The 16,551-nt window shown below is 53.7% G+C and carries 17 protein-coding genes; 8 read left to right on the top strand and 9 right to left on the bottom strand.

Annotated elements, in window-relative coordinates; translation table 11 throughout:
* The first annotated feature begins 2 nt into the window (after positions 1–2).
* From motB to IDSA_RS07070, 6 genes are all read left to right on the top strand, one after another.
* Entirely contained in the window at positions 3–920 is a 918-nt protein-coding gene (gene motB / locus IDSA_RS07095; protein WP_034775481.1) for a flagellar motor protein MotB, read from the top strand.
* Between the two features lie 98 nt (positions 921–1,018).
* The gene (gene flhB, locus IDSA_RS07090; protein ID WP_034775479.1) at positions 1,019–2,158 is read left to right on the top strand and encodes a flagellar biosynthesis protein FlhB; all 1,140 of its coding nucleotides are present in this window, start codon (positions 1,019–1,021) and stop codon (positions 2,156–2,158) included.
* A gap of 5 nt (positions 2,159–2,163) precedes the next feature.
* Entirely contained in the window at positions 2,164–4,242 is a 2,079-nt protein-coding gene (flhA, locus tag IDSA_RS07085; RefSeq protein WP_198675481.1) for a flagellar biosynthesis protein FlhA, read from the top strand.
* Positions 4,239–6,362 carry a flagellar biosynthesis protein FlhF gene (flhF, locus tag IDSA_RS07080; protein WP_034775477.1) on the top strand — a complete coding sequence of 708 codons (2,124 nt, stop codon included), beginning with the start codon at positions 4,239–4,241 and terminating at the stop codon, positions 6,360–6,362. Before flhA ends, flhF begins: the two co-directional genes overlap by 4 nt.
* Positions 6,363–6,372: 10 nt before the next feature.
* Entirely contained in the window at positions 6,373–6,837 is a 465-nt protein-coding gene (locus tag IDSA_RS07075; protein ID WP_051986155.1) for a hypothetical protein, read from the top strand.
* Between the two features lie 14 nt (positions 6,838–6,851).
* The gene (locus IDSA_RS07070) at positions 6,852–7,547 is read left to right on the top strand and encodes an RNA polymerase sigma factor FliA (RefSeq protein ID WP_034775475.1); all 696 of its coding nucleotides are present in this window, start codon (positions 6,852–6,854) and stop codon (positions 7,545–7,547) included.
* Between the two features lie 17 nt (positions 7,548–7,564).
* On the opposite strand, the gene IDSA_RS07065 is transcribed toward IDSA_RS07070, so the two are convergent.
* Genes IDSA_RS07065 through IDSA_RS07050 form a run of 4 tightly spaced genes read right to left on the bottom strand, consistent with a single transcriptional unit; the run spans position 7,565 to position 10,125 of the window.
* Positions 7,565–8,236 carry a DUF6969 family protein gene (locus IDSA_RS07065; RefSeq protein ID WP_034775466.1) on the bottom strand — a complete coding sequence of 224 codons (672 nt, stop codon included), beginning with the start codon at positions 8,234–8,236 and terminating at the stop codon, positions 7,565–7,567.
* On the bottom strand, positions 8,236–8,997 hold the full coding sequence (locus IDSA_RS11860) for a protein tyrosine phosphatase family protein (RefSeq protein ID WP_051986154.1): 762 nt from the start codon (positions 8,995–8,997) through the stop codon (positions 8,236–8,238). Before IDSA_RS11860 ends, IDSA_RS07065 begins: the two co-directional genes overlap by 1 nt.
* A gap of 4 nt (positions 8,998–9,001) precedes the next feature.
* Complete coding sequence (locus tag IDSA_RS07055; protein WP_051986153.1) at positions 9,002–9,622, bottom strand: DUF6691 family protein; 621 nt, start codon at positions 9,620–9,622, stop codon at positions 9,002–9,004.
* The gene (locus IDSA_RS07050) at positions 9,619–10,125 is read right to left on the bottom strand and encodes a YeeE/YedE thiosulfate transporter family protein (protein WP_034775463.1); all 507 of its coding nucleotides are present in this window, start codon (positions 10,123–10,125) and stop codon (positions 9,619–9,621) included. The genes IDSA_RS07055 and IDSA_RS07050 overlap by 4 nt, the downstream gene beginning before the upstream one ends.
* A 315-nt stretch (positions 10,126–10,440) precedes the next feature.
* Between IDSA_RS07050 and IDSA_RS07045 the strand changes: the two genes are divergently transcribed.
* The gene (locus IDSA_RS07045; RefSeq protein ID WP_034775461.1) at positions 10,441–11,004 is read left to right on the top strand and encodes an NADPH-dependent FMN reductase; all 564 of its coding nucleotides are present in this window, start codon (positions 10,441–10,443) and stop codon (positions 11,002–11,004) included.
* A 17-nt stretch (positions 11,005–11,021) separates the two neighbouring features.
* Here the strand turns inward: IDSA_RS07045 and mnmE are convergent, their stop codons facing one another.
* Genes mnmE through rpmH form a run of 5 tightly spaced genes read right to left on the bottom strand, consistent with a single transcriptional unit; the run spans position 11,022 to position 14,806 of the window.
* Entirely contained in the window at positions 11,022–12,398 is a 1,377-nt protein-coding gene (gene mnmE, locus IDSA_RS07040) for a tRNA uridine-5-carboxymethylaminomethyl(34) synthesis GTPase MnmE (protein ID WP_198024051.1), read from the bottom strand.
* Positions 12,395–14,059, bottom strand: a complete 1,665-nt coding sequence (yidC, locus tag IDSA_RS07035; RefSeq protein ID WP_034775451.1) for a membrane protein insertase YidC — start codon at positions 14,057–14,059, stop codon at positions 12,395–12,397. The genes mnmE and yidC overlap by 4 nt, the downstream gene beginning before the upstream one ends.
* 19 nt (positions 14,060–14,078) lie before the next feature.
* The gene (yidD, locus tag IDSA_RS12025) at positions 14,079–14,345 is read right to left on the bottom strand and encodes a membrane protein insertion efficiency factor YidD (RefSeq protein ID WP_084694070.1); all 267 of its coding nucleotides are present in this window, start codon (positions 14,343–14,345) and stop codon (positions 14,079–14,081) included.
* Positions 14,279–14,671: a ribonuclease P protein component gene (gene rnpA / locus IDSA_RS12020; RefSeq protein WP_084694069.1), complete on the bottom strand. Its 393-nt coding sequence runs from the start codon at positions 14,669–14,671 to the stop codon at positions 14,279–14,281. Before rnpA ends, yidD begins: the two co-directional genes overlap by 67 nt.
* Positions 14,672–14,806, bottom strand: coding sequence for a 50S ribosomal protein L34 (rpmH, locus tag IDSA_RS12015; RefSeq protein WP_084616802.1), 135 nt, complete (start codon positions 14,804–14,806; stop codon positions 14,672–14,674). It lies immediately after the preceding gene.
* 310 nt (positions 14,807–15,116) lie between these two features.
* Between rpmH and dnaA the strand changes: the two genes are divergently transcribed.
* The gene (gene dnaA, locus IDSA_RS07030) at positions 15,117–16,517 is read left to right on the top strand and encodes a chromosomal replication initiator protein DnaA (RefSeq protein ID WP_034775449.1); all 1,401 of its coding nucleotides are present in this window, start codon (positions 15,117–15,119) and stop codon (positions 16,515–16,517) included.
* The last annotated feature ends 34 nt before the right edge of the window (positions 16,518–16,551 follow it).

The raw sequence follows: 16,551 nt of genomic DNA, 5'->3' as shown, positions 1-16,551 counted from the left end.
CTATGTCCGATGATCAACGCCCGATAATTATCCGTCGCAAAAAAATCATCAAGAAGCATCATGGTGGTAGCTGGAAGATCGCCCTTGCTGACTTTATGACGGCGCTGATGGCGTTGTTCCTGGTGATGTGGATCCTGTCGATTTCCAGTGAAGAAAGTAAGCAACAGGTCGCGGATTACTTTAGCACGCCGCTAATGGTCGCATTGACCAGTGGTGACAAGTCATCGGCGAGTACCAGCGCGATTAAGGGCGGTGGCGATGATCCTTCTCACGCCAAAGGGGAACAGATGCGCATTGATCTGCGCCGGCAAACCCGCCCGTCGGATGTGCGACGTCATTTTCAGGGGCTGCAGGAACGGATAAAACGTGCGGTTGAGGACGATCCGGTGTTAAGGGAGCTGGCGGATCAGCTGCGCTTTGACATTACCCGCGAGGGGCTTCGCATTCAGGTCGTCGATTCGGAGCAGCGGCCAATGTTTGAGCTGGGTAGCGATAAAGTCGCCTCCTACATGGATCGCCTGTTGCGAACCTTGACGCCTATTATCAACGAAGTCCCTAATGAAATTACCTTGAGTGGCCATACCGATAGCTTGCCCTATGCTGGCGGTGAGCGAGGCTACAGTAACTGGGAATTGTCAGCCGACCGCGCCAACGCCTCCCGTAAAGTGATGCTGGACGCTGGACTGGATACCGGAAAATTATTGCTGGTAACCGGGGTTGCTGATCGTATCCCGATGGATGGCGTCGAGTCAGATGATCCGATGAACCGGCGCATTACGCTGGTCCTCCATACTCAGGAATCAGCGGAATTTATTAAGCGCCAGGGCTACTTTCCGCAGGATCAGGCAGAGTATGAAGCCCTTATCCGTTCACAGCTTGAACAGGAAGGTAACTTCACTGACCAGCAACCACTGAAATAGCGGGTACAAACCCGCCTTTTCTCTCCTTCAACACCATTGGTGTTTCGGCATACTAAGCAGCACAGTCCAGCAGTGTCGCTTTTAACCCCGGAACCCAGATGGCAGAAGACCAGAGCAGCGATCAGGAAAAGACCGAAGAACCCACGGCCCGACGACTACAAAAGTCGCGGGAAGAGGGTGAGGTTGCGCGATCCCGCGAGCTGACCACCTTTGTGCTGCTGTTTGGCGGCATTATCGCGCTATGGGGCATGAGCTCATCGCTGTACCAGGATCTTGGTGGGGTGATGGAGCAGGCTTTCCTGTTTGACCGCGTACAAATCTTCGAATCCGGGCCTATGCTACAGAACATTCTGGAGCTGGCGACCCATGCATTATTTTCCCTCCTACCCCTGTTTATCGTTATGGTAGTGCTGGCGCTGGTTGCGCCGGCGCTGCTTGGCGGTTGGGTCATGTCAGCAAAATCTTTGCAGCCAAAGCTCAGTAAACTCAATCCGGTAAAAGGGCTGAAAAGGGTTTTTTCGGCACAGGCATTGGCTGAGCTTGGTAAGGCTATTGCCAAGTCGGTGCTGGTTGGTGGTGTGCTGGTGCTGTTTTTATGGCAGCAGAAATCAGCTTTTATGGCGCTCATGCACATGCCGGTTAAGCAGGCGCTAACCGAGGCCGTAGCCCTGGCCGCAGAGGCTTGTCTGTGGATGGTGCTGACGCTGGTGGTGGTGGTGCTTTTTGACGTGCCCTACCAACTCTTCACCCATACCAAGAAGCTGCGCATGAGCAAAGAAGAGGTCAAGCGCGAGAACAAAGAAACCGACGGCGACCCGCATATCAAAGGCAAAATCCGCCAGCAGCAACAGGAAATGGCCCGGCGCCGGATGATGAGTGATGTGCCTACGGCAGATGTGATCGTCACCAACCCCAGCCGTTATGCGGTTGCGCTCAAGTATGATGAGCAAGGTAATGGCGCGCCGCGAGTGGTGGCCAAAGGGGTCGAGCAAGTAGCCGCAAAAATACGCGAGATTGGTGATGCCAATAAGGTTCCGCGATTAGAAGCACCGCCACTGGCGCGGGCGCTTTATACCCACGTGGAACTTGGTCGGGAAATCCCCGGGCCCCTGTATAGCGCCGTTGCCGAAGTGCTGGCCTGGGCCTTCCAGTTAAAACGGGCGCAACAGGGGGTGACTGAAACGCCACCGAAACCAGCATATATCAGCGTGCCTGATGACTTTGAGGTGCCCGCCTGATGAATATGGACTGGCGTATGATCGCAGGAGGCATTACCAGTGCCCGCATGCAGGTATTGGTAGGGCCGGTACTTATCCTGATGATTCTGGCGATGATGGTGCTGCCATTACCGCCGTTTATGCTGGATTTTCTCTTTACCTTCAACATCGCCTTGTCGCTGATGGTGTTGCTGGTGGCCATGTTTACCGAAAAGCCACTCGAATTCGCTGCCTTCCCTGCGGTACTGCTGTTTACCACCTTGCTGCGGCTGTCGCTGAACGTTGCTTCAACGCGTGTGGTACTCATGGAAGGCCACCAGGGTGGCGATGCGGCAGGTAAAGTCATTGAAGCTTTTGGCCAGTTCCTGGTGGGCGGCAACTTCGCGGTCGGCATCGTGGTGTTCCTGATCCTGGTAATCATCAACTTTATGGTTATTACCAAAGGTGCGGGGCGTATCGCCGAAGTGGGCGCTCGCTTTACCCTGGATGCCATGCCGGGTAAGCAGATGGCCATTGACGCGGATCTGAACGCTGGTCTGATTGGCGAAGAAGAGGCCCGCCGGCGCCGCACCGAAGTGGCCCAGGAGGCCGAATTTTACGGCTCCATGGACGGTGCCAGTAAGTTTGTCCGTGGTGATGCAGTCGCCGGCTTGATCATCATGGTGGTGAACATTATTGGTGGCCTGATGATCGGCACCATGCAGCACGGGCTAAGTTTTGGCGCGGCTTCACATACCTACATTTTGCTCGCCATCGGTGATGGCCTGGTAGCACAGATTCCCGCACTAATTATCTCCACCGCTGCGGGTGTAACCGTATCGCGGGTTAATACCGACCAGGACGTTGGCCAGCAGCTGATCAAGCAACTGTTCGTTAGCCCCAAAGTACTGATGCTGGCGGCCGGCGTTATTGGCATGCTGGGGCTGGTTCCCGGCATGCCGAACTTTGTTTTCTTGCTGTTTACGGTCATGTTGGGGTCGCTGGCCTGGGTTATGCATCAGCGGCAGCAACGCGAACTGGCGCTGGCCGGTGCAGACGAACCTGCCGCAACTGCGCCAAGCTTCAGCTCGCCCGAAGCCAGCTGGCAGGATGTGCAACTGGTCGATACCTTGGGTATGGAAGTGGGCCACCGTCTGATATCGCTGGTTGATGATCAGCAGCAGGGTGAATTACTGGGTCGTATCAAAAGCGTACGCAAGAAATTCGCCCAGGAAGTGGGCTTTCTGCCGCCGGTGGTGCACATCCGCGATAACCTTGAATTACCACCCAACACTTATTCTATTACGCTGAAAGGCGGTGAAGTTGGCCGGGCCGAGATCCACCCGGATCGCTGGCTGGCAATTAATCCGGGCCAGGTAACCGGCAACGTAGAAGGTATCGATACCACAGATCCGGCCTTTGGCCTGCCAGCGCTTTGGATTCAGTCAGACCAACGCGAACATGCCCAGATATTTGGTTATACGGTAGTTGACGCCAGCACTGTGGTGGCAACGCATCTTAATCACCTGTTGCAGCGCTATTCGTCTGATTTGCTTGGACGCGGCGAAGTTCAGCAACTGGTGGACCGTCTTGCGGAAGAAAACAAAACCCTGGTAGAAGATGTTGTACCTAAGTGTGTCACCCTAACCACCCTGCAGCGTATCTTGCAGAATCTGCTGGCCGAGGATGTATCCATTCGCGACCTGCGTACCATATTCGATACCCTGGCTGAGTCGGAAGGCCAGCAGAGTGATGTACATGATCTGACCGCCCGGGTGCGGCTGGCGCTGGGCCGTATTATTACCCAGAAATGGTTTGGCAGTGCGCGCGAACTGCAGGTTATTGGTCTGGATATGCAACTCGAAGCTATGCTGAGCCAGGCGCTGCAGCAAAACGGCTCACTGGAACCCGGTTTGGCGCAGACTCTACAGCAGCAGACGCAAGAGGCATTGCAACGCGCCGAAACCCTTGGCATGGCCCCGGTCATGGTGGTACCGCACCAGTTGCGGCCGTTATTAGCGCATTTCTTGCGCCGCCAATTGCCCGATTTAGTGGTATTATCCCAGGCTGAAATTCCCGATGATCGATCAATCAAGGTGGTTAGTGTGATTGGAGAATCAGCATGAGTGTGCGGCGCTTCACTGGTAGTACGCAGCGCGATGCGATGCGTCAGGTACGCGATACGTTGGGTGAGGATGCGGTTATCGTGTCGTCACGTAAAACTGCGCAGGGCGCGGAAGTATTTGCCATCGCTGAAGCTGAACTGGACGCCGTAGGTAATGAGGCTCCGGCCAGCGCTCAGCCCAGCAGCCTGGCTAACAGTAGTGCTCCTGAGTTCGCCGCGCTGGCACAGCAATTACTGGCCGAAGTGCAGGATATGCGCAGCATGATGCATGAGCAAAAGGGCACTAAGGTACCGGTCGATAACCGTAAGCGCCTGTACCGCCAGCTGCGCGCCGGTGGTTATAGCGACGAACTTGCCCGGCAACTGGTGAGTTTGTTGCCGGCGCATCTGAACCATTCCGAAAAACAATCTGAAGCCGCGCGCGACTGGCTGCAACAGCAGCTGATTACGCGCATCGCGGCACCTGACGCTGAGCTGGATATTCTCAATCAGCAAGGTGTGCTGGCGCTGGTGGGCCCAACCGGGGTTGGTAAAACCACCACCACCGCCAAACTGGCTGCCAATTATGTCATGAAACACGGCAACGACAGCTTGCTGCTGGTTACCACCGATAGCTACCGGATTGGCGCCCAGCAACAGCTGGCAATCTATGCCGAATTACTTGATGTTGAAATGCATGCGCTGGCCGACGGCGACTCAATGACAGCGATTGCCGGCAAGATGCAGGGTAAACGCCTGGTTCTGGTGGATACCGTGGGCATGAGTCAGCGCGATCAGAACCTGGCGCGGCGACTCGCCGCTTTACGCGGTGATCAAGCCGATGATGCCACCCGTATTGTGTTGCTGCTGAACAGTGCTTCGCAGCAACAAACCCTGGATGAAGTGGCGCGTATCTATCAGCGCATCGCCAGCGAAAGCGCGCTGCGTATTAATGACTGTATTTTGACGAAACTGGATGAAGCGGCGCAACTGGGCGGCGTACTGGATACCGTTATTCGCTATAAGTTTTCGGTGCAGGCCTGTTCGGTGGGTCAGCGTGTACCCGAAGATCTGATCGCGGCCGACATTCGTAAGATGGTGAGTGAGTCACTAGCCGCTAACGAAACTGAATCGCCTTATGGCCATGACGACTGGGAGCAGCAGCTGCCGCAAAATTATTCATCCAGTCAGCTGTTTAGCCATAGTCGGGTAATACGTTCGGTGGTTGAAGCGCTGCGCATACAGATTCCGGGATTTCGCTTACTGGAAGATGCGTGGCAGCGGCAGCAGTTGCCGCAAGCTGCAATACCAGAGCAAGCTCCGGTTATCCGTTGGGGCGCACCGCAGCCGTTGCAGGGTTGGCAGCAACTGACACCGCATCTTCAGCTTGATACCCATGGCTTGCCATTGTTGCCGTTACAGTTGCAAAGTGGGGCGGCCAATATGGAAATTGATGCCGATAGCGCCGCGGTTCAGTTGTTTGATTATTTGCCCGATGCCGCGCTGCTGGCGATTTTTGACGAGCAAGCTACGGGCTGGCTGGTTACGCTGAATTTGAACCATCGCTTGTCAGTGAACGGACAGCGGCGTGCGGTTGCGACCATAGCACGGGAACAGGCCGTGCCACTGTCGCGTTGTCCTATTGACTACCGCGGCGAACGCCGAGAACTGGCCGTTCGCGTCGCGGCGGTAGACGCTGTGGATAGCGCCCGGCCGCATCAGTTGGTTTACGGGGAATTGCATGGCGGTACCGGCAAGAATCCGGTGCAGCGGCGCTATTGGCTGGTCGATGGGCAATGCTCAGCAGAGCAGCTCATACAGCGGATCCGCCAGGCCTTGCAGCTTGAAGAATATGGCCGGCTGACCCGGCTGGCGTGGCAACAACTGGACGATCATATTGCGCCACAGGACGATCAGGGGCAGCGGCAGGCGCTGCAACTGTGGCTGGCAGGCGCTATTGCCGCCGTGGCGGTGCATATTGAATATAGTCAGGCGTCCGGCTTCGCGAGCGTCCGCGGTGAATTACTCAGCCTTACAGGGAAGCGCGGACGGGTGCAGGGTGATAAACTGGTCAGCGGATTGCTGCAGGGCCTTCAGGGCTATCAGTCGCTTCAGGCCGCCGGACGGGAGTTAACAAATTAAGTGATGGTTTATGAGTGATCAGGCAGCTGGCTTGCGCGAATGGGCCGCTAAGCGCACTGACAATGTCGAAGGTGAACAACTGCCGGCAACCACCAGTAAATCTGTCGTGGTGCTGGGATTACCCGGTGCCGCGCAGCCGCAGACTGAACTGGCCAGTCAGGTATTTGTTCGCTGGGCCGAAGCGGGCAAGAAGTGGGTGGGCGATCCGGCCTCCTGGCATATAATTGCCGCCTCGCCAGATTACGATAACTTGTCGGAGCTGGCGCAAATACATGCGCGTTGGGCAATCTGGATAGCGGACGATATTAACGGTTTTTACCGGGCCTATGAGGCATTGAAAGCGGTTGCAGCAGCAGGCCCCCGCCGGGTAATCGCGCTGCACCCGCCGATAGCCTCGCGGCAAGGGCTGCTGGGTAACCTGCAGCAAGTAGCCCGCAACTATCTTGGTATCGATTTGATATTATTTAAAGGCTGACGAGCTGAGGAACTATGTATACAGCACAAGGCACCATCAACCGTAACAGTCTGGTTGAACAGTATTACCCGATGGTACGCAGGCAGGCACTCAGTCTGCGGGTGCGCCTGCCTGCGGGCGTTGATACTGATGACTTGATTCAGGCCGGCCTTGAAGGCCTGCTGTCGTCGATTGATCGCTTTGACCCTGAGGCTGGGGTGGCGTTTTCAACTTTCGCCCATCAGCGGGTACGCGGTGCTATGATCGACGAACTGCGCAGCCGTGACTGGATCCCGCGTAGCGTGCGGCGCAGCGGTCGTGAGCTTGAGCAGGCTATGCGCCGGTTGGAGCAGCAGCTGGGGCGTGCGCCCGAAGAGCGTGAAATAGCGGGCGCGCTGGAGATGACGCTGGATGAGTATCAGCAACTGCTGCAGGATACCAATAGCGGTCTGGTGCTGTCCTATGACGAGGTGGTGCTGGATCAGCCCAACGCCGAGACGCCTGACACAACCGATGATCCCGATACCCTCGTGGGCTCTGCACAACTGAAGCAGCAACTCATGGGGGCCATCGATGGGTTGCCTGAGCGGGAAAAGCTGGTGATGACGCTGTACTACCAGGAAGAACTGAATTTAAAAGAAATAGGCGCGGTGCTGGATGTGACTGAATCCCGTGTTTCTCAACTCCATTCACAGGCGATAAAACGCATTCGTACCCGCCTGGTCAAATAGGGATTTTTTTATTTCGCTCACGTTAAATTTTTTTCCAGGCAGACGGTTTCTATTTTTTTTAGCCAGGCGCTGACGTCTACGCTGCACGCACTCAATACTTCAAACGCGCGATTTTCAAAGGCCTCAGCCAGAGCTCCATCTACTTGTCGAATGACCTTATCACGCTCCAATAACAAGTTTGCGATCTGATACCGGTAAAGCCTGACAAACTGCGATATCCAGATGTTGAGCGGCCAGCTTGGCGATGCGTGATCAATCTGGAACTCACCAAGTCGCGGGATAATGTGCTCGGCGAACTGCCATTGCTCATCGGTAACCCACCGGTTAGTGGTAAAAAGCCCGGTTGGATAGCCCCAGGTGTCCATAGAGATGGCGATGAGATGCGTTGTTTCGCTGTTTTCTGTCTTTTCGCCGGGACGTCTCAGGAAAGTATGAAAATGACCGTGCTCCGAACTATTCGATCGGTGGGCGTGGTAGTAGTACTGACTTTGAGTGTGTGTATCGAGGACATCTCCACGAGGGTAATGCTCCATCGTGTAAAAAGTACCTTGTCCTTTCAGCACTTCGCCGACTAAGTTTAAGCCGCCCTTTTCAAGAACGCGGTAACATTCCTGGATTCGAACACCCGCTTCCCGGAGACTTAGAAGCTCCTCGTCGGATAGTTGGATAAGGTTCGGCTCAACGATCATCAAAGGCCCATCATTTCCCTAACGGCTCCTTCCCGACTAGTTTGCAGGCCAGCAGCACGGCCTTCTTCGATAGCTATTTCGGCGGGCACACCCATATGAAACCGATAAAGCGCCCAAATGGCACCAACCCGATTACTGCTGGCACAGTGGACCAGAATCGGGTAATTGGCCGGCGATGATGCAATTTTTGCAAAGGCCTGTACTTGATCCCAAGTGGGAGCAGTAGTGGACACACCAAGCCCATAAAAGTTCAGGCCAGCTTCATGAGCTTCAGTTTGTTCTTCCGCAACGCCTTCTTCTTCAGTCAGCAGGCTGACAACAGTTCTGAAGCCCTGAGCTTTTAACTCGGCTAATGCTCCTTCCGAGAGCTGGCCGCCAGCTGCAATGTAAGGTGATGGGCGACTATAATTTTCGACAACTGGCGGGATATTGATGCCATACGGGGTCTGTGGCCAGTCTTTTTCAATTGCAAAGGGAAGGGCGCGATCGTTGGGTTGTCCCTTGGGTGCCGAAGTAGCCGCTTTATTTTCCTGTGCGGCTTGGTTAGTCTTACTGCGATTTGCGGCACAGGGATTCGTTGACGTCTGAGCGGCGGCACATGGGTTACCCGCCGCACAGGGGTTCGCCGCAGCAGCCTGACGACTATTCGGCGACTCCTTTGCCGGCGGATTTTGAGAGTCGGAGCAAGCGGTAATTCCCATACCCAATGCTAGAGCAACTGCCAACGGCAAGGTTGCCCGTTTAAATTTATAGCAGGTCATACTTTTACTCCTTAGATCTTACTTGTTTTTCTCTCGGGAACAAATCTTCCGCTTTATAAGGGCCGCCAAGCTTTCGCTCGACCTTGGTACCCAACTTAAAGCCACCCCAGCCAACTAAAGCAAGAATCAGAATAATTAGCCACTCAGGTACACCGGTAAGATCCATGATGGTTTGTGCTTCCGGACCGGGGAATGCTAGATAGAAGTCTTCGAGAGGGCCAAACCAAGCGGCAAACAATGCCGTGCCGGCTACCATTCCGATCATGAACACCAGTGCGTCGAGCCGCCCTCCGGCGAGCCCTGCCACAGAGGTTCCCGGACAATAGCCACCAATGGCGAATCCCGCCCCAACTAATACACCGCCAACCGCCATTGCGGCATAGAAAGGGGTTGGAATATGATAGCTTTCGGCACCCATCAGTCCAAGTTGCTTCGATAGCCAAAGCAATGCGGCTGCGACGATGACCGCGGTGAACATAACTTTAAAAACGGACCAGTCTTCCAGACGAAACTGCCCGGTGAGCTTGCGGGGGCTTCCAAAGCCCGCATTTTCGAGGACAAAGCCAAACAGAAAGCCAGCGAGTAAGCCGGCAGCAATCCCAGAATCATATAGAGGCCAAATCATTTCCAGTACCTCCTGACCATGAAGCTAAACAAAAAGCCGGCGACGAAAAAACCGATTAGGAAGATAAACCCCCCAACGGCAAGAGCCGCGCCTCCGGATAATCCAAGGCCGCTGGTGCAGCCCCGAGCAAGACGCGCTCCTAAACCAGTTAGCACGCCGCCCAAAAGCGACATTAACAAACGGCTTGGAATCGCTGATGATGGGCCCCTTTCAATTTTGGGGCGAAAGCGTCGGCCTGATAACGCGCCGACAAGTGCGCCCACAAAAGCTGCTAACACCTCCCATGTGATCCAGGCACGTAATGGGTCGGATCGTAGATAATCGCCCAGATAGCGATTATTAGCCGTCAAGTCGGGCATGACCCATTGGCCAAAATCGGCGGTCAGTCGCGTAAAAAAGCCGCTTGCTCCAAGACCATGCCCAGTTAATATGAAGGTGAGGAATAATACGAGCCCCAGAGCGATACCTGCCCATAAGGGTGGCCAGAACGGACGTGGAGACATCGCAGACTCCTTTCGTTGGTGCTAGGATAATAAAAGTATAATCCGCTACGCCGTGATGTCAAATGTCGGAAGGAAAGGCGCTAAAATAACAAAAGGGCGCTCATAACGTCTTCACTCCTCAGTCAGATGTTAAATATCTTAAAGACATCTTAGTATCGTCCTGAGTAAATAGGAAATTGGTGTTTCTGGATTGACGTTTTGCCGGTTTTCGATAAAAACGAATGAATAACCCTAAATTATCCGTTATCTTCCTGCAATTTAGAACGTTATGCTGGGTGTCCAGGTTATTATTGCGACACGAAAAGGATTAACGTTATGTCACTTAAGCTTCAGACCATTATTTGCAGTACCCGTCCGGGTCGGATTGGCCCTTCCATTGCGCAGTGGTTTAATGCCTTTGCCAGCGAGCAGGGTAGTTTCGACAGTGAGCTGGTCGATCTGGCGGATTTCAATCTTCCTGTATATGACGAACCCAATCACCCGGCCATGCAGCAGTATGCGCACGAACACACAAAAGCCTGGTCAGCCAGTGTGGCCCAGGCGGATGCCTATGTGTTTGTTATTCCCGAATACAACTTTTCGCCGCCACCATCACTGGTGAACGCGCTCAACTATTTGTATAAAGAGTGGAACTATAAGCCATGTGGCTTCGTCAGTTATGGTGGTGTTTCGGGTGGGCTGCGCTCGGCGCAGAGTGCCAAACAGCTAATCACCACGCTGAAGATGATGCCGATGGTCGAAGGTGTGATGGTGCAGATGCCGTGGGAATTACTCGACGAGCAGAAGAACTTTGTCGCCGCTGATGTTCATGAGCTGTCGGGCAACGCCATGCTTGAAGAGATGGCCAAATGGGCCCAGGCACTCAAGGCAATGCGCTAAGGGCATAGCCGCTTAACTTACTTGCCGATACAGAACGAGCCGAAAATCTTGCTCAGCAGGTCGTCCGAGGTGAATTCACCAGTGATTTCATTGAGGTGCTGCTGAGTCAGGCGCAGCTCTTCGGCGAGCAGTTCGCCGGCAAGGCTGGATTCAAGGTGTTCCTGCCCGGACAGCAGATGCTGACGGGCCTTTTCCAGTGCATCCAGATGGCGGCGGCGGGCCATAAAGCTGCCTTCGCTGGTGGCCTGATAGCCCACACAGTGTTTCAGGTGTTCGCGTAGTAAATCTACGCCATGGCCGGTTTTGGCCGATAAATGCAACACCGGGATGCCAGCAATGTCTTCGAGCGCTACGGATTCTGCGTTGAGATCGACTTTATTACGGATAACGGTATAGGGCAGATCCTCCGGTAACCTGGCAAAGAACTCCGGCCAGATATCAGCGGGGTGGATAGCATCGGTTTCGGTGGCATCCACCATAAAGAGCACGCGGTCAGCAGCAAAAATCTCGTCCCAGGCGCGCTGGATGCCAATTTGCTCCACTTCGTCCGGGCTTTCCCGCAGTCCTGCCGTATCGATGATATGCAGCGGCATACCGTCAATCTGAATATGCTCACGCAGTACATCACGGGTAGTACCCGCAATGGCGGTGACAATTGCCGACTCACGACCAGCGAGGGCATTCAGCAGGCTTGATTTCCCGGCGTTGGGGCGGCCAGCGATCACCACTTTCATCCCTTCGCGCAGCAAGGTGCCTTGCCGGGCTTGTACCAGTACTTCGTAAAGGCGGTCGATGATAGCTTCGAGATCGCCGGCGACTTTACCATCACTCAGAAAGTCGATTTCTTCGTCGGGAAAATCAATCGCAGCTTCCACATACATGCGTAAATGGATAACGGCGTCGACGAGTTGATCGATTTCATGCGAAAAACCGCCCTGTAAGCTCTGTAGCGCCGCTTTCGCGGCTTGCTCTGAGGTTGTATCGATTAAATCGGCAATCGCCTCTGCCTGGGTTAAATCAAGCTTATCGTTCAGAAAGGCGCGTTCACTGAATTCGCCGGGGCGGGCCGGGCGCACATCAGGGAAATCGAGCACGGCCTTGATGATCATATCAATGAGTACTGGCCCGCCGTGTCCCTGCAGTTCGAGCACATCTTCACCGGTAAACGAGTTGGGGCCGGCAAAGAACAGCGCGATGCCTTCATCGAGTAAGGCACCATGTAGATCACGGAAGGGCAGGTATTCAGCTTTGCGGGGAACCGGACAATGGCCGAGCAAGCGCTCAGCCACCTGTTTTGCGGCAGGGCCGCTGACCCGGACAATACCGACCCCGCCACGCCCGGGAGGCGTGGCTTGGGCGACGATAGTGTCGTTGGTCAGCAGATCCTCGATCATTTCTTCTTTTTACGCTCCATGATGCCTTTTTTCTCAAGGCCACGGTAAATCCACTGCATCTGACCGATGGTGATCAGGTTGCTGCTTAGCCAGTACAGTACCAGACCGGACGGGAACCATAGGAAGAATACCGTGAAGATCACCGGCATATACTGTAACAGCTTCTGTTGCATCGGATCGGTAGCCGGCGTTGGCTGCAGACGCTGCATCAGGAACATAGAGGCACCCATCAACAACGGCAGTATGTAGTACGGGTCTTTAGCCGACAGATCTTCAATCCACAGGAACAGCGGCGCATGGCGTAATTCAACGCTCTCCAGCAGTACCCAATACAGTGCCAGGAATATCGGCAGCTGCAGAATCATTGGCAGACAGCCACCAAGTGGATTCACTTTTTCTTCTTTATACAGCTTCATCATCGCCTGCGACATCTTCTGGCGATCATCGCCATGCCGCTCGCGCAATGCGGTCATTTTCGGCTGAATCATCCGCATTTTGGCCATGGACACATATTGTGCCTTAGTCAGCGGGTACAGCAGTAGCTTGATAACTATGGTGACGGCGATAATCGCCAGACCCCAGTTTACCAGCACGCTTTGCAGAATTTGCAGCAGCTTGAAGATAGGCTGTGCCAGCCACCAGAGGAAGCCGTAATCAACAGTCAGATTCAGGTCTTCAGCGACTTTCTCCATCGCGTCCTGATCTTTTGGCCCGATAAACAGGGTAGAGCGAATCTCAGCGGAAGCACCAGGGGCCACCATAGTAACCGGGTACTGCATACCCATAATGGCGTGATCGCCGCCGATAACGCGGGAATAAAGTTGTTTAGAGCCTTCAATACGCGGTATCCAGGCCGACACGAAATAATGCTCGAGCATAGCGACCCAGCCTTCCTCGGTGGCGCGGTTCAGGCGCTGATCACGCATGTCATCGAAGGCGTATTTTTCGTAGCGGTCTTCATCCCACGAATAAGCACCACCGCGGTAGGTTGGCATCATCATATTGCCAGAGCCTTCGGTGATCAGTTGCTTAAGCTGAGCGTAGTACTGCATTTGTTTGTGTTCAGTGCCGGCATTGCGGATGCTGTACACCACGTCCACAGCGTAGGAGCCGCGTGTCAGCACGAAGGTCTTAGTAATAGTGCTGCCATCTTCCAGAGAAAGATGAAGGGGTACTTCTAGCCGGTCGCCTTTCATGGTGAATTCAGACTGTTCTACGTGGAACAGTGGGCGACCTTCGGCAGAATCCGTGCCATGGGTGCCGACCAGACCAGACTGAGCTATATAGAGGTTATTCGGGTCTGAATGCAGCAGTTCAAAACGAGCTGCGGAATCCTGGGTGCGGGCAAACTCCAGCAACTGGGCGTTAACTACGTCGCCACCGCGCGGGTCAATATGAATATCCAGCACATCAGTAATAACGCGCACAGGCTGCTGGCTGATATTGGTCTGCACGGGAACACTGGTGGAGGCATCACTACTGATAGCAGTTGCTTCAGGGACAGCGCTGTCAACAGGTTCGGGCACCGGGCTTTGCTGCGTATCCTGTGCTTGTTGTGCACTAGGTTGCGTACCAGGAGCGGTATCGACCACCCAACTCTGGTAGAGGAAAAAAGTGACAACCAGAAAGGCTATAAACAAGATAGAACGTGGCGAATTCATAAAATCTTTCGTCTCTGTTTTACTTTGAATCGTTATTGTCCGGTGCAGGGGCAGTGCCTGGTACCGGGTCGAAGCCGCCCGGGTGCCCCGGATGACATTTCACAATGCGTTTACTGGCAAGCCAGAAGCCCCGCATCATACCATGCTTTTCTATAGCTTCTACGGCGTACTGCGAACAGCTGGGCTGAAAACGGCAACGCGGACCTAACAGTGGGCTAATTAGCCACTGGTAGAGTCGGATGAAGCCGACAGGTATTGCTCGCAACGCTTGCTTAAAGTTCGCCATAGATAGTCTAACCGTTGTTGCAGATCTTCATTGGAGAGATCCGTAACACCGCTTTTTGCAATTACGATGATATCGAATGCCGGTATTTTATACTGTTTTAGCCGAAAAGTTTCGCGAATCTGACGCTTTATACGATTTCGATCAACGGCGCGTTTGGCACGCTTTTTCGAGATGGTAACACCGAGGCGAGGATTGGCGAGATTATTGGGAATAGCTAATGCAGTCAGTTCGGCCGTAACAGCCTTAACCGGGGGGTTATTGAAAACGACCTGGAAGTGCGCGGGAGTTAGTAAGCGTAACTCCCGCCCATAGGAAAGCTTCTTCAATTACGCTGACAGGACTTTGCGGCCCTTGGCACGACGACGGGCCAGAACTGCGCGGCCGTTTTTCGTTGCCATGCGAGCACGGAATCCGTGAGAACGCTTACGCTTTAGTACGCTTGGTTGAAATGTTCTTTTCATAACGTTAGTCCGTATTCGGGTTGTCTAAAAATTAAGAGCGCGAATTCTAACGAGAATCGGGGGTAAAGTCAACGACAAAAGCTATCCACAAATAGGATTTGATAATGATCAGTATTGTGGATAAGGCAGGGCAGGGCTGACGGATTATTTTGCCTGAAGGCTAGCGATCCTGGCCTCATTTCAGTACAATCAGACTATCCTAGAAGCGCTGTTTAACAGTGATCCCGCAACCGTATTTTATGGCTTGGCGGGGCGCTCGCCGACAGCCAGAAGAATAAATAATTATAAATGAATACGCAGGGAGACAGGTGTGAATAAATCGCTTTGGCAATATTGCTCAGAACGACTGCAGAGCGAGTTGTCGACACAGCATTTTAATACCTGGATTCGACCGTTGCAGGCGGACATGTCGGATGACACCCTCACCCTCTATGCACCGAACAGTTACGTGGTGGACTGGGTTAAGGATAAATACCTTAACCTGATTAATGATTACCTGGGCGAATTAGTGAAAGAGAAGGGCGGACGGGCACCGAACGTGGCTTTTACCGTAGGTGGAATGCAGGCGCCGTCAGGCAATGGCTCGTCACGGCCAGCTCCGGCACAACAGCAGCGTCCGGTGAATCGCCTCAATGGCGCCATCCGGCGACAAAATCCATGGGACCGGGACGAGACCCCGGCACCGGCATTTGAGTGCAATATCCATCCTGAGTATACCTTTGATAATTTCGTCGAAGGTAAGTCTAATCAGCTCGCTCGCGCTGCGGCGTTACAGGTGGCAGAAAACCCCGGTGGTGTGTATAACCCGTTATTTGTCTACGGCGGTACCGGCTTGGGTAAAACCCATCTGTTGCATGCCGTTGGTAATGCCATTATGGGGCATAAGAAAGACGCGAAAGTGTTTTACATGCGCGCTGAGCGGTTCGTGCAGGATATGGTAAACGCGATTAAGAACAACTCGATTAACGAATTCAAACGTTATTACCGTTCCGTTGATGCCCTGCTTATTGATGACATTCACTTTTTTGCCAATAAGAAAGGCTCGCAGGAAGAATTCTTCCATACTTTCAATGCGTTACTTGAAGGTAATCAACAGATTATTATGACCAGCGATCTCTACCCCAAAGAAATTGAAGGGGTTGAAGATCGGCTGCGTTCGCGCTTCGGTTGGGGACTGACCATTGCCATTGAGCCGCCGGAACTTGAAACGCGGGTGGCTATTTTGATTCGTAAAGCCCAGGAACGGGGTATTACCTTGCCCCACGAAGTGGCGTTTTTTATAGCCAAGCGGCTGCGTTCGAACGTACGTGAGTTAGAAGGGGCGCTAAACCGCCTGGCAGCTAACGTAAACCTGACCGGCCGACAGATTACCATCGACTTCGTACGCGAAGCCTTGCGCGATCTGATTGCTGCCCAGGAAAAGCTGGTCACTATAGATAATATTCAGAAAACGGTCGCCGAATACTACAACATTAAAATGGCCGATTTGCTGTCGAAGCGCCGCAGCCGCTCCGTCGCACGTCCGCGACAGCTGGCGATGGCCTTGTCTAAAGAATTGACCAACCATAGCTTGCCGGAAATTGGCGATGCGTTTGGCGGACGCGACCACACGACAGTTTTACATGCGTGTCGAAAAATTCAGGAATTAAAAGACGCGCAACATGATATAAAAGAAGACTACAGAAATTTAATACGCACCTTATCTGCGTAAGTAGCGTTTTCAACTGATAACAGGGGAATGTGGG

This window comes from Pseudidiomarina salinarum (assembly GCF_000753715.1).
Lineage (GTDB): Bacteria > Pseudomonadota > Gammaproteobacteria > Enterobacterales > Alteromonadaceae > Pseudidiomarina > Pseudidiomarina salinarum.
This window is presented reverse-complemented; position numbering and strand designations above follow the sequence as displayed.